Origin of the sequence: Polyangium jinanense (assembly GCF_028435265.1) — a bacterium.
Lineage (GTDB): Bacteria > Myxococcota_A > Polyangia > Polyangiales > Polyangiaceae > Polyangium > Polyangium jinanense.
Genome location: NZ_JAGTJK010000001.1, coordinates 293,982 through 315,381, shown reverse-complemented (window position 1 = coordinate 315,381; position 21,400 = coordinate 293,982). Strand labels below are relative to the sequence as shown.

The window sequence follows — 21,400 nt, the reverse complement described above, 5'->3', positions numbered from 1 at the left end:
CCGGGGACGACGCGACGCGACGCTTCGCGCCGCCTCATCCACGATTAACGATCTAACGGAACGACGAGCCGCGCACAAGCGCGGTCACGTGCGAACGGAATATCGAGACGAAAACCGGGCGATCTCAGGCGAGCCGAGATCCCGATTTTTTCAGTTCGGCAGCTTGAAAACCGCGAAGAAGGCGGCGATGACCGCCGACACCGCGAGGATCACTGACATCATAGCAGTCGGCCCGGCGTCCTGCACAGTTCCCCGCGAGAGCTTTTTCGCCCGGCCGCCGATCACGTGGTGGATCCCGATCACCACGAGCGCGAAGAACAGCTTGCCGTGCATCCAGTGGTGCTCGACGAGGTAGTAACGCGTGTCCATCAGGAGACGCGCGACGCCAGTCACGAACGAAAGCACGAACGCAGGCACACTGAGCAGCCGGTAGATCCGCTCCCCGAGCGCACCGCGGACCTTCGGGTCCGCCCCACCCGCCGTGAGAGCGAACGCGACCGCGAGGATCGAGCCGATCCAGACGAGGTTGCCCGACACGTGGAGCCACACGAGGGCGATCTGGGGTCCGTTCATCGTGAAACCGCGTTACCGCGTCGCCCGAGCGACGTCGACTTTTCTGCGCCCGCGGCCGCGAGAAACCACACGCCAAGGCCGGATTTCCGGGCCTTCGGCTCGACCGATCCAGGGGCGCGCTCTACATTGGTGGGCCCATGACAAGAAGCGCTGCCTATCGTGCCCCGTTCGCGCCGGGCGGGGACAACGAGATCGACGCCGACCTGTGCGGCCGGCTCCTCGCCGTCGCGCTCTCCAAGGGCGGCGAGTACGCCGATCTGTTCTTCGAATACCGCGCCGGCGGCGGCTTCTCCTTCGACGAAGGCATCCTCAAGGCCGCCTCGCGCGGCGTCTCCATGGGCGTCGGCGTGCGCGTGCAGCGCGGCGACGCGACAGGCTACGCCTACACCGAGGATCTCTCGTGGGAGTCGATGAAGCGCGCCGCCGAGACCGCCGCGCAGATCGCCACGAGCGCGGGCGGCACGACGCACGTGCTGCCGAGGTTCCGCGACATTCCGAACCGCTACGACGTGCCGCTCGTCACGCTCGACGTGCCCGGCATGGAGAAGCGCGCGCTGCTCGAACGCGCGAGCGCCGCGGCCCTCGCCGAGGGCCCGCACATCGTGAAGGCCGAGGCGAGTTTTTCCGAGGAGATCCGCGAGATCCTGCTCGCGACGAGCGACGGCGTGATGGCGCACGACGTACAGCCGCTCTTCCGCTTCGGCGTGCGCGCGATCGCCGAGCGCGACGGCAAACGCCAGGAAGGATCGAGCGGCGGCGGCGGACGAACCACGCTCACAGCCTACTTCGCCGATCATTCGCCGGAGATGCACGCCCGCGAAGCCGCGCGGCAGGCAGCGACGATGCTCGACGCCGAAGAGGCGCCGGCCGGCGAGATGAACGTGGTGCTCGGCCCCGGCGACAGCGGCATCCTCTTGCACGAGGCCGTGGGCCACGGGCTCGAAGCCGACTTCAACAGGAAGGGCACGTCGAACTACGCGGGCAAGGTCGGCGAGCCGGTCGCGAGCCCGCTCTGCACCGTGGTCGACGACGCGACGCTGCTCTCCTCGCGCGGCGCGATCAACGTCGACGACGAGGGCAACGAGCCCGGAAGGAGCGTGCTCATCGAGAACGGCACGCTCGCCGGCTACATGCACGACAGGCTCTCGGCCAAGCACTACAAGCTCAAGCCCACGGGCAACGGCCGGCGCGAGAGCTTCGGCGCCGCGCCCCTGCCGCGTATGACGAACACGATCCTGCTCGCGGGTCCGCACGATCCGGAGGAGATCGTGCGCACCGTCAAACGCGGCGTGTTCGCCAAGAAGTTTGGCGGCGGCCAGGTCGACATCTCGAACGGCGACTTCGTGTTCTCGTTGACCGAGAGCTACCTGATCGAGGACGGCAAGATCACGCGGCCTTTGAAGGGCGTGAACCTCATCGGCAACGGCCCCGACGTGCTCGGCAAGGTCACGATGCTCGGCACGGATCTCGCGATCTCCGACGGCATCTGGACGTGCGGCAAGGACGGCCAGAGCGTTCCCGTCGGCGTCGGATGCCCGACGATCAAGATCGACAAGATCACCGTGGGCGGCACCAAGATCGGCTGAAGATCCGGCGCGGCAGGCTCACGCTTGCCGCGCCGCAGCATGAGCTTTATAGCGACGCCCGATGTCGCGCCGCTCGTCGTTCATCGTCATCGTCGGGCACGGTCCCGAGCTGGAACGCGAAGAGGGCGCGGCGAGCGTGCTGCGTGGCCTCGGCGCCACGGTGCGCACGCTCGATCTGTGGGACGAACCCGCGCGGTGTTTCCAGCGCGAGGACGACGAGGCGCGGGCGATCCTCGTGGAGACGCCGGAGCGGCCGGACCTCGCGGCCTCCGCGCTCCGGGCGCTCCGGCGCGAGCCGCGGCTCACGGGCGTGCCGGCGATCGCGGCCGTCTCGGTGTCGCAGGTCGCGCGGATGGATCCCGCGAGCGGCTTCGACGATTTCGTCCTCTCGCCGTACGTGCCGGCGGAGCTTTACGCGCGCATCCGCAAGGCCGAGTGGCAGAAGAGCGAGTTCGCCACGGAGGAGCGCGTGAAGGTCGGCGCGCTCGTCGTCGATCGATCGGCGCACGAGGCGTGCATCGACGGGCGCAGCGTGCCACTCACGGCGAAGGAGTTCGCGCTGCTCTCGTACCTCTGCGAGAAGCGCGGCAAGGTCGTGTCGCGTGAGGAGCTGCTCGTGAAGGTCTGGGGGTCGCGGTATGAAGGTGGCCCTCGCACGGTGGACATCCACGTGCGGAGGTTGCGCTCGAAGCTCGGCGTCGCGCTGCCGCTCGTGACGCTGCGAGGCGCGGGCTACAAGCTCGAAGCACCGGACCATCTGAACACGCCCGCGGCCGAGCTGCGGAGGGCGATGCTCGCATGAAGAGGGTAACGATCGCCGTGAGCGTGGGTTGCCCGAGCGGAATCGGGCCCGAGGTCGCGGTGCACGCAGCCGCGAACGCCGAGGCCGAGGCGCGGTGCGTGCTCGTCGGCGACGCCGAGACGCTGAGGCGCGCGGCGCACGACGGGAAGATCGCGGCGGCGAGGTTTCGCGTCGTGAAAAACGCGCCGGAGATCGAGTCGCTCGCGCTCGGGGAAATCGGGGTGTGGGGGCCGAGTACGCAGCTCTCGTCGCTCGCGCGACCCGGCGCGCCCGATCGCGAGGCCGGCGCCGTGCAGCTCGCGTGGGTGAACGAGGCGCTCGCGCTCGTGACGGACGGCACGGCCGCCGCGCTCGTGACGGGGCCGGTGTCGAAGTTCGCGATCGCGACGAGCGGCGCGCGGGGGGCGAAAGGTTTTTCAGGACATACGGAGCATCTCGCGGCGCGGCTCGGGGCGCGCGAGGTGGTGATGGCGTTTCGCGCGGCGAACATCACGACGGCGCTCGTCACGACGCACCTGCCGCTCGCCGAGGTCCCGACGGCCGTGACGCCGGAGGCGGTGTCGACGAGCTGTTACTGGCTCGTGCGGCTGCTGCGATCGCTCGGCATGGAAGCGCCGCGCGTGGCCGTGGCGGCGCTGAACCCGCACGCGGGCGAGGGCGGGATGCTCGGGATCGAAGAGGAGACGTGCATCAAGCCGGGGATCGAGCGCGCGAACGAGCGGCTCTCTGCGGGCGGGTTTTCCGCGACGCTCGCAGGCCCGCTCGGCGCCGAGACCGCGTTCCGCAAACAAGCGGCGGGGGCCTTCGACGGGGTCGTCGCGATGTACCACGATCAGGCGACGATCCCGTGCAAGCTCGTGGGGTTTGGCGAAGCGGTGAACGTGACGCTCGGCCTGCCCGTGATCCGCACGAGCGTCGATCACGGGACGGGCTACGACATCGCGGGCATGGGCAAGGCCGATCCACGCGGGATGGAGAGCGCCCTCGGGCTCGCGCTCAGGCTCGCGAAGGTCGAGGGGCGCGCGTCGCTCACCGCGCGCGCGTCATGACGCGCGGAGCCGCTGCATGAGGTGTTCGAGCTGGGGCATGTCGAGGCCCTGCTCGCGGCCGAGCTCGCGGATGCTGTCGCCCATGGCGAGGTGCTGGGCGTGGAGCTTCGGGCCGAAGTGACGCTCGACGAAGCGTACGGTCTCGGGCGCGAGGCGGCGCGCGAGGGCGACGCCCGGCTTGATGGTGTACGGCCCGACAAACCGCGTGAGCACGTGCGCCCACGGCGCGACCTTGCCGAGCTTTTTCGCGAGGCCCTCGCACTCCTTGGCGGCCGCGAGCGCGGTGTCGAGGAGGTCCTTGTCGTGGAGCACGCCGTCGATGCCGCGGCCCGCGTCGATCGACGCGATGAGCGGGAAAAACGAGACGGTGCTGGCGGCGTCGAGCGAGGCGACGTCGCGCTCGAAGCGCGTGGGCAAGCCGCCGTTCGTGAGGCGCCGAGCGAGGACCTCGAGCGCGTCGCGGGACATCGAGTGCGCAGGGCCCGAGGCGTCGTCGTCGAGGAGCGTCGAGACGATGCCCGTCGACCAGTAGCGAACGACGCCACGATCGTCGACGTCGTCCACGTACCCCGCGACGCCCGGCATCGCGCTGACGGCGCGCCGCCCGATCGCCTTCTCCAGCGCCGAGAGCTGCGGCGGCAGGACGGGCGTAAGCACGACGAGCGGCACGCCGGGGCCCTGGCGGAGCGCCTCGGCGAGCGCGTCGTCCTGGTTCTGGCGCAGGAGGTCGAGCTGGTCGAAACGAACCGCGAGGAGCACGAGCGTCGCGTCGGCGGGGATCGTCTCGATGCGGCGCGGCTCTGCGATGACGTCGCGGCGCTTGTCCCCGTTCACCTGCTCGACGACGAACGAGTACGTCTCGGCGAGGCGCGAGGGCCGGACGACGAACGAGACCTGAACGCCCGCCGCGGCGAGGCGAACACCGTAAATGCGCCCGAGCGCGCCCGCTCCGAACACGATCACGTGCATGGTGAGCCGTTACGTACCGCCGCGGGCCGCACCTGGGAAGTCGGTCAGAACAGGCGACGCGAATCGACGAGGATCGTGACCGGTCCGTCGTTCTCCACGAAGACCCGCATGTCCGCACGGAAGCGCCCGGTCTCGACCGGGACGCCGCTCTTGCGGGCGGCCTCGACGAAGCGGTCGTAGAGCGCCTCGGCGCCCGCGGGCTCCATCGCGCCGTCGAAGCTCGGGCGCAGGCCCCGGCGCACGTCGCCGAAGACCGTGAACTGGCTGATGACGAGCAGGCCCCCGCCGACGTCGGCGAGCGCGCGGGTCATCTTGCCGCGATCGTCGGGAAAAACGCGGAGGCCCAGGACCTTGCTCACGACGTAGTCGAGGTCGGCCTGCGCGTCGCCCTTCTCGGCGCCGACGAACGCGACGAGGCCCAGGCCGATGCGGCCTGTGACCTCGCCATTCACCTCGACGCGTGCGGAAAGGGCGCGCTGCACGACGGCGCGCATCGCCGCTCAGCCGAGGCCGAGCTCGCGCGCGAGGCGGCTCGTGATCGCGAAGTACGTGCTGCGGTCGTAGGGCTTGTTCAGGATGTGGAAGTCTTTCCGGACGAGCCCGACGCAGCCGAAGCAGTACGTGCACTCGGTGCAGTCGACGGAACGGACCACGTAGGAGCACTGGGTGCAGCGCTCGCACGCGACGCAGTGGTTGCAGCGCACGAGGTCGCGCGAGCTCCGGCAGTGCGTGCTGTCCGAGCAGCGCTGCGAGTCGACGCAGTAGTGGCACCGCGCGAGGGCCTTCGAGTTCTTGCAGAACGTACAGTCGACGCAGCGCTCGCAGCCTGTGCACTGCACACAGCGCTCGTTCTCGGTGCGGGTCTCGTGGGCCTGGAAGAGCTTGCGCAGCTCGGCCTCGAACTCGGCTTTGTTCATTGGGCGGACTGGTTCTGCGTATCGGGCCTGCCGCTCACCTGCCTGCGGAGCTGGGCGGCGGCGTCGCGGGTGGACTCGTCCTCGGCGAACTCCTCGATGCGGCGCAGGCGCGACTCGAGCACGGCGCGGCGCTTCGGCAGCTCGCCGACGAGCAGCGAGGCGAGCGAGGAGAGCGCCTCGCGCACGCGCGACTCGTCGCTGTGCTCGAGGAGCTTCAGGTGCACGTCCTGGTCGTCGGGGAAGTTGAAGCCGGCACCGAGGAACTCGTTCGCGGCCTTCGTGATGTGCGGACGCCCTTCGGCGCCGAGGAGCTTGCCGAGGAGCCGCTGGCGCTCGGTGGCGCGCGGATCACTCTGCGGAGGCGGCGCGAGCACGATGCGGCCTGGCTTCGGTGTGGAGTCGCGGCCGTTCTTGCCGTTCTTGCCGCTGCCTTCGGGCTCGGGGTCCCGGCGCGGTGCGAAGAGCGCCTCGAGCGCCGCGCGATGCTCCTTCGCGACGCGACTGTCCTGCTGGGTCGTACTGTTCCGGCTCGTGCTGCCGGTCTTCGGCGCTCGCGCGAACGGCGCGAGCTCGGGGTTGTGCCAGACCTTGGTCTCGTCTTTCCGCATCCGCCGCATAAATTCGTCCTTGCTGCCGCCGGAGGGAGATGGCTTGGCAGTGCTCGCGGTTCTTGGTCCCGGGACTGAGTGCTCCCGGAGGCAACGTTCATGCTCGACGTCCGCGCGTCGTTTCGTGCTCGAGCTTCGCTCGTTCACGCGCGGGCTCGCCGTGCGGCGTTGCGCTTGTCTGGTTCTCCAAGAACGCTCGTCTGCTTCGAGCCGACCTTTCCCCCGGTGCGGGCCAACTGCGCGGGCGCCTCGATTGGATTCTGCCCGCCGCCGTCCGAGCGACGGGACGTGCCAGGAACGAGGGCGACGTCCGCGCCATCGAGGCGCGCATGGCGCCGCGATGGGTGCCCCACCTCTACCACAGGCACCCGTGGAAGCCTCAGAAAATTAGGCCCGCGTACCCACCCCATGACACAACGCGAGACACCGGCGTACCCAGCGTCCCCCGCGTGGACGGATGGGCGTCGGTGGAGAGCACGACACATGGTCAGCGGTCGTTACGGTCGGATCAGGCGTAGGGTTGCGTCCACGCTCGCGGCGCTGCTCACGCTCGCGGCGCCCTTCGCTTTCGGCGAGGCATTCGCGGAAGAGGCGGCGGCGCCGAAGGCGGCAGCGCCCGCGAAGGCAGAAGAGCCCTCGAAGACGGAGAAGGCGCCCGAGGAGGCCCAGAAATCCGCCGCTGCGCCGAAGAAACGCAAGAGCCGCCGCAAGGCCCCGCCGAAGCGGATGGTGCAAGCCGACACGAAGACGGCCGAGGCCCCGAACAAGGCCGCGTCGACGAAGGCGAAGCCCGAGGGCGCCACGAAGCCCGCCACGCACGCGAAGGGCGCAGGGGCGAGCGCGAAGAAGTCCGACGGCGCGACCACGACGGCCAGCACGAAGACCACGACCGCGAAGAAATCCGAGGCCGCGACGACCACGGCGAGCGCGAAGAAGACCGACGGCGCAACCACGACGGCCAGCACGAAGAGCGCGACCCCGACGAAGACCGAAGGCGCGGCGGGCGTCTCGCGCTCGAAGAAGGCGTCGACGCGTGCGCCGAGCAAGAAGCGCAAGGGCACGAAGAAGGCGGAAGCCGAGACGGATCGCCCACCCTGCTTCGCGCCGGCGATATCGATCGATCGGAACGGCCTCGAAGGCGAGACGTTTTCGCTCGTCGACTGCAAGGGCAAGGTGCTCGACGAGGCCCGCGAGAAGCTCAGCGTGCTCGCGCGGCCCTGGGGTACGCCGCGGCCCGAGCTGCCGAAGACGAAAAAGCCCGATCCGCGCACGGCGAAACAAGAGAAGCCGGGCCCGGCGAAGGGCAAGGGAAGCAAGGAGAAGGCGGCGGAGCCGGCGCTCGCGGCGGGTGAGATCGCGCCGAACGTGCGGCTGCTCGATCCGGGGCTCCTTTCGCGGGTCGAGGCGATCGCGAAGCATTTCCCGGGCAAGGGGATCTCGCTCGTGAGCGGCTACCGCCCGAAGAGCCGAGGCAGCTTGCACCAGAGCGCGCGCGCGCTCGACATGCGCGTCGCGGGCGTGTCGAACGAGGAGGTCGTCGCGTTCTGCAAGACGATCGCGGACACGGGCTGCGGCTACTACCCGAACAGCTCGTTCGTCCACGTGGACGTGCGCACGCCGGGCACGGGCTCGGTGAGCTGGATCGACGCATCAGGGCCGGGAGAAGCGCCGCGCTACGTGAGCCAGTGGCCGCCGCCGCCGGAGCCCGCCGACACGCAAGCGACGTCGCCCGTCGCCGCAGCGGACGAGGCGATGGAGGAGCAAACCAAGGAGCAGCCCGCGGCGAAGGAGCAACCGGCCGCGAAGGAACAACCGGCCGCGAAGGAACAACCGGCTCCGAAGGACGCACCCACGGCGCAGGCGCCGGCCCCGACGAATCCAACGGCGCAGCCGCCGGCGGAAAAGGACGAGGAGCTCAAGGAAGCCGACCCGAAGGATCCGGTGCCTCCTCCGAAGAAGGCGCAGCCGACCCCGCCCCCCGCGGCGACGTCACCGACGGCTCGATAACGCCCAGCCGAGAATCCCGACGGGCACGCGCAGCTTGCCATAAGCCGCCCAGACAACCCCGTCGTCCTTGTCCCACCGCACCTGACCTTCGACACCGAAGAGACTCCAGCCGAGCGCGAGCTTCGCGCCGGGGCGCGGCTGCACGTCGACCAGCGCCCCGAGCTGGAGCCACGCGCCCGAGGCGAGCCCGAGCGTCTCGACCTCGATGCCGAAGGTGGCCGGCGAGAAGTCCGAAAGCTCGTAGGTCAGGCCGAGCGCGAGGAAACGAGGCTCCGAGACGGAGCGCTCGTCGACCCGCAGAAACCCTCCACGAACCCGGCCGAAACCCGAGAGATGCGCGCGATCTTCGAAGAGCGCGCCGAGGCCGCCCTCGACATTCGCGTCCCAGGTCCAGAACGGAGCAGCTCGTTTTTCGGCGGGCGCCCTGGGGGATTCGTTCGCGTTTGCCATCGCCGCCGTCGAAAGGAGCGACAGCACGAGCGCGCCAGACGCCCCGACGCGCGATCGCTTCATGGCGTGCTTGTCGGAGCCGTCGGAACGGGCGCGTCGGACGGGAAGCGGATCTCGGCGAGCACGGCGAGTTTGTCCGGCGCGGCGATGGGTTTTCCCCCGATCGCGCCCGTGACACACGTCGCCTGGACGCCCTTCGTCTCGACCTTGCCGATCGCGCCCTGCTCGACGCGGAACCAGACGCCCACGATCTCGCCGCGCTTTCCGGCTTGCACGATCTCCGGGCACAGCTCGACCGCCGCGTGCAAGGCCGCGCCGAGTGCCGGGACGAGCGGCCCGACGTCGGTCCCTTTGGACACGGCGACGGCGATTTCATAGTCCGGCATCCCGCGCTTCGTCGCCATCCGAAGCCCGACCGGCTCGCCATATTCGATCGCGGTCTCCGGCGGCTCCGAGCGACACGCGGAGGCCAGAGCGAACACGAGCGCGAGCCCCACCCACGAATTTCGGTGTTTCATGCGCAGAACGATCAGGGCGTCTCGCCGTCGGCGGCGCACTCGGTCAAGCCCCGGTCCGCCACCTTGCAGACGTACACTTTGCGAAGCGCGCCGAAGAGGAAGAGGTCGTTCCGCGTGATCACGACCTTGTCGCCGACCGTCGCGATGCCGCCGTACGAGCAGCCGCCGAGCATGCCCGCCGCCATCAACAAGCCGAGGGTCTTCTTCATCGCGCTACCTCCTCTCGTGGGGCCCGGAGCGCGCGAGCGGCCGGGCGATCCGCACATATCACAGACCCCGGGTGTTCAGGCCGAGCGATGTTCGAGGGCGGCGCCGGCCGGGGCGGCGAGGACGTCGGCGAAGGCGCGTTCGAACTCGTCGATCAACGCGTGCGGCGGCAGGCGCAGGATGCGCTCGCGCAGCGCACGGAAGCCGGCGATTTGCGTGTCGCGGCCGCGGCGGAACATGGGCCAGGGGTCGCCGTGGGTGCTCGCGCAGACGACGATCGATTGGAAGTTGTCGATCTTGTCCGCAATGGTGATGGCCTGGGCGTCCCAGGGGTTCTTCGCGAATTGCTCGAGATAGCGCTGCTTGCGCTCCTCCCAGGCGAAGGACTTCGCTGGCTCGGTCACGGCGAGGACCAGATCGGCAACGCGGCGCCCGAAGAGCCGCGCGATTTCCTCGGCTGTCGCGCCGGTGTCTTCGATGGCGTCGTGCAGCGCGCCTGCCGCGATGACCTCTTCGTCGAAGCCATGCTTGGCGAGGAGGATCGCGACACCGGCCAGATGGCTGACGTACGGCACGTCGACGCCGGGGTACTTGCGTTTCTGTCCCTGATGCCAAACCGCCGCCTGATCGAGCGCGCGCTTGAGGAGGGGCGTCATGCCTGGAATCTAGTGCCCCCGAGGCGCCTCGGCGAGGGCCGAGCGCGCGCGTCTCGCCAACGCCACGCCGGCGCGCCTGCTTCGGCGCTCCGTACATGTGCTGGATCCGCTGCAATCACGCTGATGCACGGGTTCAGAATCCACCACGACGCCGACTGCGGCGAGCATCCGGCGTCCGAGGAAGACCCCTCAAACCCGTAACAAAATCGCCGCGCACGCCTCCCCGGTCGCCCGGCCGATCGCCGTCGCATAAAGCGAAACCTGCCGTCGATACACGGGCCCCGCGCGGTCGATCTCGCGGTCGGTCTTGAAATCCACCACAGTCCAGCCGCTCGGCTCGCGAAACGCGAGATCGACGATGCCCTCGATCAGCGTCCCGTCCTCGGCCATCAAGCTGAGCGGCGTCTCTCGCCGGCATTCGCCGCGCGTCTCGGCCGCGCGCGCCCTCTCGATCACCGGATGAGCGAGCGCGAGGACCACCGCGCGCACGGCTGCCGCCTCCTCGATCTCGGTCGCGCCGAAGAGCCGCGCCGCGAGCGCCGCCGCTTGCTCCACGACGTCCCGTTTGGCCGAGAGCGGCACTTGCGCGAGCACGGCATGCACGAGCTCGCCGAAGCGAGCTCCCCCCGGTCGGCCCGCCTCCCGACCGACATCGAGGATCGGCACGTCGAGGGCGGGTGCTTCGTTCGAGGTCTCGGCCCGCTCGGTGACCGTCTGGACTTTGTACAGCGGCCGCGCGCCGCGCTCGCGATCGGCCGCGCGCTCCCGGACCCAGCGTCGATACGTCTCGAGGTCCTCTTCCACGCGGCCGACGGGCGCGTCCTTGCGCAGCATGTCCTCGCGGCGCACGCCGAACGCAGGCTCGCGTTCGAGGTCGAGGCGCGTCACGTCCCACCACACGACGTCATGCCCCCCGGGCAAACGATATCCGCCCGGACAAACCGTTGCCGGCCCGCGTGAAAGCCCCTCGGGCCGCGACAAAACCGTATCGTCGCCGAACGGCGGGCAACCCGGCGCCGCTTCGGCAGAAGGCTCGGCGCCCGAAGGAGGCGCGATCGCCGCATGGATCGGCCCGATCCACGATTGCTCGGGGAAACGTGGATCGTCGCCCACGGCCGGCACGATGACGAGGTCACGCGCGCGGGTTGCAGCCACGTACACGAGCCGCGTGCCTTCGGCCTCGTCGCGGCGCATTTCAAGCGCTTCGTGCTCGACGAGATCCCAGGGCGCGACGCTGCCGAGGCGGAGCGCGCAGAGCGAGCGCGAGGCGTCGACGTAGCGGCTCACGGCTTGCGCGCCGAGCCGCGCGGTCACATCGGCGAGCACGACGACCGGGAATTCGAGGCCCTTGGCCCGATGCGCCGTCATGATGCGCACGCCGTCGCCGCCCTCTTCCAGGATCGGCGCCTCGGGCGCGCGACCACGCTCCGCGTCCTCTTCGAGTTGCTCGACGAACGCGCGGAACGACGTACCTCCCGAAGCCTCGTACGCGCGCCCGAGCTCGGCGATGTGCAGCACGTTCGCGAGCGCGCGTTCGCCCGAGGGACGCAGGGCAAACCCCACGCAGGCGCGGGTCGCGTCGCAGAGCTCGGCGACCGTGGTCTCGATCGGCCGCGCGTTCCGCCCCTCGGAGAGCCGCGCGAGCAGCGAAAGCGCCGCGCCGATCGGCGCAAGATGCGGCGGAAGCGGCGTCTCGGGGATTCGCTGGGGGGAAAGCTTCCCGTAGGTGAAGCGGTACTCGAGCAGCGCCTCGTCGCCGACGGCGAAGAGCGATCCGCGCAGCGTCGCGAACACCGCGAGCTCGTCCTCGGGCCGCTCGATCGCGCGCAGCGCCGCGAGCATCGTCTCGACCTCCTCGCGGGCGTAAAACGACTTTCCGCCGACGAGCACGTGCGGGATGCCGCGCGCTTCGAGGGCCTCGACGTAAGCGCGCGTGACGTCCTCGCCGTGGCTCTCGAAGCGCCGGAAGACCAGACAAACGTGCCGCGGCGCGACGGGAACGAATTCTCCTGGTTGATCCCGCTCGGTCACCTTCCAGCCGCTCTCGTGCAGCAGCCAGTCGAGGTACGCGCCCACCGCGGCCGGCACGCTTTGTTCGACCGCGGCCGAGGTGAGCCGCTGCTTGCCGTAGGGCTCGGGCACGGGCACGCACACGATCGACGGCTGCCCCGCGATCGCCTTGCGCGCGGGCCGGAGCGGCACGTAGCGCGCGGAGAGCGCCTCGCGATCCCCCACCATCACCGGCGCGAACGCGGTGTTCACGAGCTTCTGGATGCTGGGGACCGATCGGAAGCTCGTGCTGAGCTCCACGAAGAGCGCGCCGCGCCGGACGAGCAGTTCTTTGACCTCCTCGTAGACCGAAAGATCAGCCCGGCGAAACCGGTAGATCGCCTGCTTCGGATCGCCGACGAGGAAGAGCTTTCCGGGCACGGGCTGCACGTCGCGATACGCGCGGACGCTCGGATCGTCGGCCGCGAGCAGCATGAGGATCTCGGCCTGGAGCGGGTCCGTATCCTGGAACTCGTCGACGAAGATGCAGCGGTAACGCTCCTGAAAACCGCGGCGCACCTCGCCCTGATCACGCACGAGGTCCCGTGTGCAGACGAGCAGATCTTCGAAGTCGAGCGCGCCCACCTCGGCCTTGCGCGCCTGGTACGTCGCGACGAGCGCGCCAAGCTCGTCCTGCAAGAGCGCCGCGAGATCGCCGTCGGCCTCGCGCTGGAATCGTTCGAGCGAGGCCACGAGCGCGCCGTGCGCCGCGAGCAGATCGGCCCGCGTCGTGTGCGCGCCGTAGCGGGATCCGGCGCCGCGGCGCGGGCGCATGAAGTCGCGCTGCCTGCTGAGCGCGCAGAGCTCGGCCTCGATCTCGTCACGATCCCAGTGATGCTCGCCCTCGGCGCGCAGACGCATGACGAGCGCGCGGGCCGGCTCGGTGTCGCGGTGCAGCGGATCGTTCGCGTGGAGCGCGCCCTCGCTCGCCTCGGCGAACGCGGTCATCTCCGCGAGGATCGCGTCGAGGGCGCGATCCCGATCGAACGGAGGCCGCTGCCAGCGCGCGGTGAAATGCCGCCAGGCGATGAGCTCCTGACCGGCGCGGCGCAGCCGCTCGATCGGCCCGGGTCCGTGCTCGCGCCGCCGCAAGAGCCTTCGAACGCCCTCGGGCGGGCGACCGAGGATCTGTTCGAGCCACCTGCTGAACGCCTCGCCGTAGCGTCGATCCGCCTCGGCCTCGGTCATCACGCGGAACGCTGGATCGACGCCCGCCTCCACGGGACGCTCGCGCAGAAGGTCGGCGCAAAACCCATGGATCGTGCTGATCCGCGCCTCCTCCAGATGCGCGAGCGCGCGCTCCAGGTTCGCGCGTTGCGCCTCATCCGGGGCGAGCCTGCGTGCGCGCTCGATTCCGCTGCGGAGCCGCAGCTTCAGCTCGCCGGCCGCTTTTTCGGTGAACGTGACCGCGACGATCTCCTCGATCTCCGCGCGCCCCTCGGCGAGCACGGCGACCATGCGCAGCACGAGCTCGGTCGTCTTGCCCGTGCCGGCCGCGGCCTCGACGATCATCGTGCGCCCGAGCGCGCCGCGGATGAGCGCGCGCGCCTCCGCGTCGGCGAGCCCCTCGCCTTGCGGCGCCTCGAACACGAACGCGCTCTCGGTCACGGCTCACCTCGGAGCATCCGCAGCCGCGTGAACAACGCGCCGCCGTCGAGCGAAGACTCGTCCTTGCGCGCCGCGCGCCTCTCTTCATGCGGCCCGCACACGAGCCTGTAGCCGCACGTGTCACACGCACCCGGCCTCGGCGCGGGCGGGAAAAACCCTTTGTCGATCGCCTCGTCCACGAGCGAGAGCACCTGGACGGCCTTCGCGCGGGCGGCCTCGTCGAGCTCGATCACATGCTCTACATACCCGCCGCGCGTGGTACAGAACGACAAACTCGCGTCCGTCACCGGCTCCTTCCACACCGCCTCGTACGCGAGGCCGTAGAGCACCGGCTGCAGCACCTCGCCGCCGTCGATCACGAGCCCCGGCCGCGCGAAGTTCGCCCCCGTCTTCACGTCGGTCACGCGCGCATGCCCCGTCGCCGCGTGCCGCTCGACCACGTCGATCGCGCCGTGCAGCAAGTACTGTCCTTCGATCACCGCGGCCTCAGCCACGCTGCGTGGATCTTCATGCTCGTGCGGCGGCAACCCGAACGCGAGGTCGTACCGCACCGGCCACACGAGCCAGCTCTGATCGGCCACGCGCGCGAGCCACGCATGAAGCTCCACCCGCGCACGCTCGATCTCGTCGCGGAACACGCTCTCCACGGGCGGCAGCGTGCGCTCCTCGTGCTCGCGCGCCGCCGCGTCGAGCCGCTCGTCGAGCACCGCCTGGGCTCGCGACAAACCTTCCGGGCCGAACGGCAGCGCCCCTTCCCGCTCCAGCGCCGCGAGCGTCTCGGCTTGCACGCGGTGAAAGAGCACGCCACGCGAGATCGGATCGAGCCTGTCCGGCGAGCCACGCCGCTCGCGCGCCGGCAACCGATGGATCGCCGCCAGCAAGAATCGATACGGGCACGCCGCGAACTTCTCGAGCGCCGTCACCGCATACGGCCGCACGCGCAGGCGGTTCGCCGCGAGCACGGCCGCCGTGGCCGCGGTCTTGCGCACGATGCCATCATGATGCGTGACGGGTTTGTCCCACCGCGCCGACCGCGCGCGGAGCGACCGCGCGAGGTGCGGATTCAGGTCGAGCAAGTACTGCGCGCGCCCCGCCGCCTCGGCCTCCTCGCCTCCGTGCAAGAGCCGCCCCAGCATCGCGAGGTCGTGCTCGGCATCGTCGATCGCATCCTCGGGCTCGGCCGGCGCGGGCCACGCGAGCCGCGCGCCCGCAGCGCCCGCCGCGTCTCGCTCGAGCGCGTCGTGATCGGGCAACGTCCCCGTCGTCGCGCGCCGCACGTCGAGCCCATAAAATGAAGGCACGCGCGGCCGTCCCGCCGCCACCTCGACACGTGGATACGAAAGATGCACCCGCTCCCGCGCGGCGCCCACGGACAAACGCAGAAGCAACCTCTCGTTGCGGCTCCGATCCGCCTGCGCCCGCAGCGTCTTCGAGATCGCACGCCGATCCGCGTCGAGCAGGATCGGATCCTCGCGCGGCGCCTCCGGGAACAGCCGCTCCGCAAGGCCGGGGACGAACACGACCGCGAACGAGCGACCGCGTGCAAGCTCGGGCGTCCCGACGAACACCGCGCCGTACCGCCTCCCCGACGGCGGCGTCACGCGTGACCCGAGCCGACCTTCGAGCACGCGCCGCACCTCGTCGAACGACACCGCCGGAAGCTCCGCCATCGGCGCGAGCTCGCTGAGCGCGGACAGCACGTCTTCCGGCTGCTCCAGCGCCATCCGCGCGAGCTGGCCGAGCTCCTCGATCCACACGCCCCAGCTCCCGTGCTCGGGCAACGCCGCGAGCGCATCCACGAGCGGCAGCGCGAACCGCGTGAGCTCGCCGAGCGCCTCGATCTCACGCTCCACCGTCTCGATCCGCGGCGAGCTCGGATCCCGCCGTCGCAAAAGCGCTAGCTCTCGCTCGAACGCCTTTCCGAGCGCCGCGAGCCGCTCGGCCCAGCGCTCCTTGCGCCCGACGATCGAGGCCTTCGTGAGCAGCCGCTCCCATCCGATCGGCGCCGACCGCACGGGCACACGCGCGCCCTCGCTCGCCGCCGCTTGCTCTCTTCGAATGCGCTTCGCCGACGGCTCGCCTTCGAGCAGCGCGCCGAAGAGATCGGCCCGCGGAAGCAAGGCCCGCGGCGCCGCCTCCACCGCGACACTCTCCTTCGGCATCGGCGCGAGCGACAGGTACTCCGCGAAACGCCGAGGAGAAAGGTCCTCCGCGCGGCACGCGAGCAGCGCGAGGAACGCGCGCCCCGAGGGGTCCGGCCGCGCGGCCCCGATCGCGAAATGCGCCGGGATCTTCGCACGACGCAGCGCGCTTTCGAGCAGCGACGCGTACGTGTCCGGCGCCCGCAAGAACACCGCGATGTCGTCGAACGGCACGCCCCTCCGTGCCTCCGCCAGGATCCGTCGCGTGATCTCCACGCACTCGCGCCCCTCGCCCGGCGCCGAGAAAAACGACACGTCGTCGCCTGCCTCCGCGGCCGGAAGCTCCGCCGCGGCGAACAGGTATTGATGCAGCCGCGAGAGCGACGAATGCGACCGCTCGCTCCGATCCGTCACCACCTCCGAAGCAAGCGCCGCGAGCGCCTCGACTGCGCGATCATCGCCCGTCGGCGCCGTCGCGAACGCGCTCTCCGCCGCGGCGACGAGCTCCGCGACGAACCTCTCTTCGAGCCGCGACGTGATCGGCACGTCGAGCAAAAGCAGCCGCGCCCTTCGAATCTCGTCCGCCTCGCGCACGGCCACCGTCGCCGCCGCGAGCACCTCCGCGCGATCGGCGATCCGCGCCCGCTCACGCTGCTCGTCGTAACGACGCGCGAGCTCACGCAGGTCGCGACTCCTCGGATCGTCGCCTCGGATCTCCGCGGGCCCGATGCCCTCGATGCGCAGCTCGCTCAGCGTCGCCGCGAGCGTGCTCGCGAAGCTCGGCGTCCGCGCGACCGGCGCGAAATATCCGAGCGCGCCCGCTTCGAGCGCGCTCGCCACCGCGCGCGCCACCACCGCCTCCACGCCGAGCGGCGTGGCCGGCGCGAGCCTCCGCCGTGCGAGCTCCGGCGCGGCGAGGCGCGCTGCGAGTTGCCCGAGCGTCAGCCGATGCAGCCCGAAGATCGCGCCTCGCGACGATCCCACCCGCGCCGCGAGATCGAGCGCCGCCCCGCGCGACGGACCGACCAGGAGCGCGATCGCGTCGGCTTTCCCCTCCCCGAGGAAAACCTCCGCGGCCCGGAGCCGCTCCTCGCTTCGGGGGGACACGAGCAGACGCAGCACGTGCCCGTCATGCCCGGGGACGGCCGCTTTGTCGAGCGTTCCCTTGCGTGACGAGCCCGAGCGCCTGTCCGCTCGCTCCTACCGCCGCGTGCCTTCCACTTCGATCACACATTCCTCCGCGCTGCGCTCGTCCATCCGCACCTTCGTTCCCAGGAAGGTCCGGATCACCTCGACTTGCGTCCGCGTGTGACCCGACGGCGACAGCGTATGAAACGCCCCGCCCTCGCCGAGCGCCATCGGCAAGAGCAGTTGATCCGCGAGATGCTCGCCCACGGGCACACCCGCTGCGAGGTAGCGCTTCACCTCCTTCGCGAGCTTCGAAGCCACCTCCTCCGCGCGCACCCCACGCTCGCCGAACGCCGTAAAAACCTCGGTCACGTGCTCGCTCTCCACGTCGGCCACGAGCGCGTTTCCTGGACCCGGGCTGTTCTTCACGACCTCGGGCCGCGCGCACGATCGATCCCACGGCACCTCCGCGAGGAACGCGTCGACCTCGCGCACCCCGACCGTGCCCGGGATCTGCGACACGAGCGCGCGCAGTTGCGTTCTTCGCACCTCGCCCCGATCGAGCAGCGAGAGAGCCGCGAGCCGCGGACAGCCCTCCACGGCCACCTCCACACGACCTCCGCCAGCCGGGTAAAACCCGTACGACACGATCCGCGCGGAGACGTTCGCGCCCATGCGCCGCACGATCGGCAAGAACGCGCGCTCCACGAAATCGTAGGGCGGCGCCATGGGGTTGTGCGTCCCGCCCTCGAACACGAGCGACGAGCTGCCGGCCGTCGCGAGCAGCGCCGGCAGCACCGTTTGCAACACGAGCGTCGCGCTCCCCGCGCTCCCGATCGCGAACCGATACGACCCGTGCTTCACCGCGCCCGGCCTGAACACGAGCTCGGTCGAGCCGATCTCGTCCCCCGCGAGCACCGCATCGCTCACCTCGGCGGCCGCGCGCACGGCCACGAGGTGTTGACGCATGAGCCCCGGCTTCGACCGCTTTGCGCGGATCGAGTGCACCCGGAACGCCTGACCCGTCACCATCGACAGGGCGAGGGAGGAGCGCAGGATCTGCCCTCCGCCCTCGCCCGTTGCTCCATCCAGCGTCAGCATCGCCCTCACCCCTTCACGCACACCACTTGTCGCAGCGTGCGCACGACCTCGACGAGGTCGCGCTGCGCATGCATCACATCGTCGATCGACTTGTACGCGCCGGGCGTCTCGTCGATCACGTCCTCGTCCTTGCGGCACTCGATCCCGGCCGTCATGCGCGCGTGGTCCTCGAGCGAGAACGCCCGCTTCGCCGCCGTGCGCGACATCTTCCGACCCGCGCCGTGGCTACACGAGCAGAACGACTCGCGGTTCCCGAGTCCACGAACGATAAAGCTCTTCGCACCCATGCTCCCGGGAATGATCCCGAGCTCGCCCTCGCCTGCGCGCACCGCACCCTTGCGCGTCACCCACACGTCCTTGCCGTAGTGGTGCTCCTTCGACACGTAGTTGTGGTGGCAGTTCACGGCTTCGCGGGCGAGCTCGAACGACGGCAAAAGCCCCGTCTTTCGCACGGCCATGATCGTCGCCTCCATCATCAACGCGCGGTTCGTCCGCGCGAACTCCTGCGCCCAGGCGAGCGCGCGCCAGTACTGGCCGAACGTCTCGCTTCCATCGGGGATGTAGGCGAGATCCGCGTCCGGCAGGTGGATGAACCACCGCTTCATGTCCTTCTTCGCGAGGTCGATGAAGTGGCTCCCGATGCGGTTTCCCACGCCGCGCGAACCCGAGTGCAGCATGAACCACACGTGGTCGCGCTCATCGAGGCAGACCTCGATGAAGTGGTTCCCCGTCCCGAGCGTCCCGAGGTGCCCGATCGCCGTCCCGCGCCCGATCGACGGGTTTTCCTTCACGATCGCCTCGTAGGCCGGCGCGAGCTCCGCCCACGCCTTCTGCACGCGCTCGGGCGCGTCTCCCCACGCGCCGCGATCGCCGGGCCCGCCGTTGTTCGTGCGCCCGTGCGGCACGGCCGCCTCGATCGCGCTGCGGATCTCCTTCAGGTCGTCGGGGAGATGCGACGCCGTGAGCGTCGTCTCCACCGCGATCATCCCGCAGCCGATGTCCACGCCCACCGCTGCCGGGATGATCGCGCCGTTCGTCGCGATCACGCTCCCGACCGTCGCGCCCTTCCCGGCGTGCACGTCGGGCATCACGGCGACCCACTTGTGGAGGAACGGCAGGGTCGCCAGGCGCCGGACCTGCTCTTCGGCCTCGGTCTCGAACGGCACGCCGCGCGTCCAGGCCTTGATCGGCACGCCGTCGGTCTCGAACGTCTGGTGGGTCGTCTCGTTCATGGTCGCCTTGCCTTTCACGTCACGGGTGGACGCGGACCGGTAGAGCACGCCGCGTGCCTGGCTCCCGGGGCCTTTTTCGGGCCCGCTCATAGACGCCTGGATAAATTCCGATACGGGGGACGAAGAACGTGCTATTCCGTCGCCCACCTTACCATGTCCTCTCGACCTCTCGTCGTGTTCGGCATCCTCGGCACCTCGCTCGACGCGGGCAAAGGCCCGGCGCGTTGGGAGCGCTGGCGGCCCACGGTCGCGCTTTGCCAGCACGAGGACCTGCTCGTGAGCCGCCTCGTCTTGCTTGCCGAGCCAAAAAAATTTGGAGAGCTCGCTACGCAGGTCGAGGAGGACGTCCGCCACGCCTCGCCCGACACGATCGTCGAGCGAATCGCGGTCACCTGGAAGGACGCCTGGGATTTCGAGGAGGTTTATGCCGGCCTGCACGACATCGCGCGCGCCTATCCGTGGAAGCCGGAGCGCGAGGAGTACCTCGTCCACCTCACCACGGGCACCCACGTCGCGCAGATCTGCCTCTTCCTCCTGACCGAGGCCCGTTATTTCCCCGGCCGCGTCATTCAGACCTCGCCCCCGCGCAAGGAAACCCGCGGCGGGCCGGGCACGTATTCCATCGTGGACCTCGACCTCTCTCGTTATGACCGCATTGCCTCGCGCTTCTCCCGCGAGCGCCACGAGAGCCAGAGTTTTCTCAAGGCGGGCATCGATACCAAAAACGCCTCGTTCAATCGCCTGATCGAGCGGGTCGAGGAGGTCGCCAAGGCCTCGCGCGCCCCGATGCTCCTCATGGGCCCCACGGGCGCCGGCAAGAGCCAGCTCGCCGCGCGCATTTACGAGCTCAAAAAAGCGCGGCGCCAGATCCAGGGCGAGTTCGTCCCGGTCAACTGCGCCACGCTGCGCGGCGACGCGGCCATGGCCACGCTCTTCGGCCACAAAAAGGGCGCATACACCGGCGCCGTCGCCGATCGCCCGGGCCTTTTGCGCAAAGCCGACGGCGGATTGCTCTTCCTCGACGAGATCGGCGAGCTCGGCCTCGACGAACAGGCCATGCTCCTCCGCGCGATCGAGCAAAAGGCATTTTATCCGGTCGGCGCGGACCAGGAGGTCAAGAGTGACTTCCTCCTCATCGCCGGCACGAACCGCGACCTCGGCACCCGGGCCGCGCGCGGCGATTTTCGCGAGGACCTATACGCCCGTATCAACCTCTGGACGTTCCGCCTCCCGGCCTTGCGCGAGCGCCCCGAGGACATCGAGCCGAACCTCGATTACGAGCTCGAGCTCGCCTCGCGCCTCCTCGGCGTGAACGTCACCATGAACCGGGCCGCACGGGAAGCCTTCCTCGAATTCGCCGTATCCCCGCGTGCGCTCTGGAGCGGCAATTTCCGCGACCTCAACGCCTCCGTCACCCGCATGGCCACGCTCGCGCACGGCGGACGCATCACGAAGGAGATCGTCGCCGAGGAGATCGAGCGATTGGAGCTCTCCTGGACGAGCGGCCGCATTCACCTGCCAAATGGAAGCTCCGTCGGCGGCGGCGACATCCTCGCCGAGGTCCTCGGCTCCGAGGCGGGAGCGAAGCTCGATCGATTCGACCGCGCCCAGCTCGAAGAGGTCTTGTGCGTCTGCCGCGCCTCGCGCACCCTCAGCGAGGCGGGCCGCACGCTCTTCGCCGAATCGCGCAAGGAGCGCACCACGGTCAACGACGCCGATCGATTGCGCAAATACCTCGCCCGCTTCGGACTCGACTGGCAAACCGCGAGCGGACGCGCTTCCTGAATCCGATCCGAGGA

General features: G+C 70.0%; 18 protein-coding genes. 5 read left to right on the top strand and 13 right to left on the bottom strand.

Going from position 1 to position 21,400, the window contains the following annotated elements; all coding sequences use genetic code 11:
- Positions 1-150: 150 nt before the first annotated feature.
- Positions 151-573 (bottom strand): HemJ family protein, encoded by a 423-nt coding sequence (locus KEG38_RS01365; RefSeq protein WP_272417128.1) that lies wholly within the window; start codon positions 571-573, stop codon positions 151-153.
- Between the two features lie 137 nt (positions 574-710).
- Between KEG38_RS01365 and KEG38_RS01360 the strand changes: the two genes are divergently transcribed.
- From KEG38_RS01360 to pdxA, 3 genes are all read left to right on the top strand, one after another.
- The gene (locus KEG38_RS01360) at positions 711-2,159 is read left to right on the top strand and encodes a TldD/PmbA family protein (protein WP_272417127.1); all 1,449 of its coding nucleotides are present in this window, start codon (positions 711-713) and stop codon (positions 2,157-2,159) included.
- A gap of 61 nt (positions 2,160-2,220) precedes the next feature.
- Entirely contained in the window at positions 2,221-2,961 is a 741-nt protein-coding gene (locus KEG38_RS01355) for a winged helix-turn-helix transcriptional regulator (protein ID WP_272417126.1), read from the top strand.
- Positions 2,958-4,010 (top strand): 4-hydroxythreonine-4-phosphate dehydrogenase PdxA, encoded by a 1,053-nt coding sequence (pdxA, locus tag KEG38_RS01350; RefSeq protein WP_272417125.1) that lies wholly within the window; start codon positions 2,958-2,960, stop codon positions 4,008-4,010. The genes KEG38_RS01355 and pdxA overlap by 4 nt, the downstream gene beginning before the upstream one ends.
- Here pdxA and KEG38_RS01345 read toward each other — a convergent pair.
- From KEG38_RS01345 to KEG38_RS01330, 4 genes are read right to left on the bottom strand one after another with little or no spacing between them, the layout of a single operon-like run.
- Entirely contained in the window at positions 4,005-4,979 is a 975-nt protein-coding gene (locus tag KEG38_RS01345; protein ID WP_272417124.1) for a ketopantoate reductase family protein, read from the bottom strand. The genes pdxA and KEG38_RS01345 overlap by 6 nt on opposite strands.
- Before the next feature lie 44 nt (positions 4,980-5,023).
- Positions 5,024-5,473 (bottom strand): D-aminoacyl-tRNA deacylase, encoded by a 450-nt coding sequence (gene dtd / locus KEG38_RS01340; RefSeq protein ID WP_272417123.1) that lies wholly within the window; start codon positions 5,471-5,473, stop codon positions 5,024-5,026.
- Between the two features lie 6 nt (positions 5,474-5,479).
- Positions 5,480-5,896, bottom strand: a complete 417-nt coding sequence (locus tag KEG38_RS01335) for a hypothetical protein (protein WP_272417122.1) — start codon at positions 5,894-5,896, stop codon at positions 5,480-5,482.
- Complete coding sequence (locus KEG38_RS01330) at positions 5,893-6,504, bottom strand: hypothetical protein (protein WP_272417121.1); 612 nt, start codon at positions 6,502-6,504, stop codon at positions 5,893-5,895. Before KEG38_RS01330 ends, KEG38_RS01335 begins: the two co-directional genes overlap by 4 nt.
- A gap of 483 nt (positions 6,505-6,987) precedes the next feature.
- On the opposite strand from KEG38_RS01330, the gene KEG38_RS01325 reads away from it, so the two are divergent.
- Positions 6,988-8,511: a YcbK family protein gene (locus KEG38_RS01325; protein ID WP_272417120.1), complete on the top strand. Its 1,524-nt coding sequence runs from the start codon at positions 6,988-6,990 to the stop codon at positions 8,509-8,511.
- Here the strand turns inward: KEG38_RS01325 and KEG38_RS01320 are convergent.
- From KEG38_RS01320 to KEG38_RS01285, 8 genes are all read right to left on the bottom strand, one after another.
- Positions 8,494-9,024 (bottom strand): hypothetical protein, encoded by a 531-nt coding sequence (locus KEG38_RS01320; RefSeq protein WP_272417119.1) that lies wholly within the window; start codon positions 9,022-9,024, stop codon positions 8,494-8,496. The genes KEG38_RS01325 and KEG38_RS01320 overlap by 18 nt on opposite strands.
- Positions 9,021-9,479 carry a hypothetical protein gene (locus KEG38_RS01315; protein ID WP_272417118.1) on the bottom strand — a complete coding sequence of 153 codons (459 nt, stop codon included), beginning with the start codon at positions 9,477-9,479 and terminating at the stop codon, positions 9,021-9,023. Before KEG38_RS01315 ends, KEG38_RS01320 begins: the two co-directional genes overlap by 4 nt.
- An 11-nt stretch (positions 9,480-9,490) precedes the next feature.
- A complete protein-coding gene (locus tag KEG38_RS01310) occupies positions 9,491-9,688 on the bottom strand; it encodes a hypothetical protein (RefSeq protein ID WP_272417117.1) in 198 nt (65 codons plus the stop codon).
- Between the two features lie 75 nt (positions 9,689-9,763).
- Positions 9,764-10,342, bottom strand: coding sequence for an HD domain-containing protein (locus tag KEG38_RS01305; RefSeq protein ID WP_272417116.1), 579 nt, complete (start codon positions 10,340-10,342; stop codon positions 9,764-9,766).
- Positions 10,343-10,531: 189 nt separating this feature from the next.
- On the bottom strand, positions 10,532-13,999 hold the full coding sequence (locus tag KEG38_RS01300) for a UvrD-helicase domain-containing protein (protein WP_272417115.1): 3,468 nt from the start codon (positions 13,997-13,999) through the stop codon (positions 10,532-10,534).
- Complete coding sequence (locus KEG38_RS55365) at positions 13,996-17,247, bottom strand: PD-(D/E)XK nuclease family protein (RefSeq protein WP_272417114.1); 3,252 nt, start codon at positions 17,245-17,247, stop codon at positions 13,996-13,998. The genes KEG38_RS01300 and KEG38_RS55365 overlap by 4 nt, the downstream gene beginning before the upstream one ends.
- 93 nt (positions 17,248-17,340) lie before the next feature.
- Positions 17,341-18,369 carry an RNA 3'-terminal phosphate cyclase gene (gene rtcA, locus KEG38_RS01290; RefSeq protein WP_272417113.1) on the bottom strand — a complete coding sequence of 343 codons (1,029 nt, stop codon included), beginning with the start codon at positions 18,367-18,369 and terminating at the stop codon, positions 17,341-17,343.
- A 5-nt stretch (positions 18,370-18,374) separates the two neighbouring features.
- Positions 18,375-19,601: an RtcB family protein gene (locus tag KEG38_RS01285; protein WP_272417112.1), complete on the bottom strand. Its 1,227-nt coding sequence runs from the start codon at positions 19,599-19,601 to the stop codon at positions 18,375-18,377.
- Positions 19,602-19,754: 153 nt separating this feature from the next.
- On the opposite strand from KEG38_RS01285, the gene rtcR reads away from it, so the two are divergent.
- Positions 19,755-21,386 carry an RNA repair transcriptional activator RtcR gene (rtcR, locus tag KEG38_RS01280; protein ID WP_272417111.1) on the top strand — a complete coding sequence of 544 codons (1,632 nt, stop codon included), beginning with the start codon at positions 19,755-19,757 and terminating at the stop codon, positions 21,384-21,386.
- The last annotated feature ends 14 nt before the right edge of the window (positions 21,387-21,400 follow it).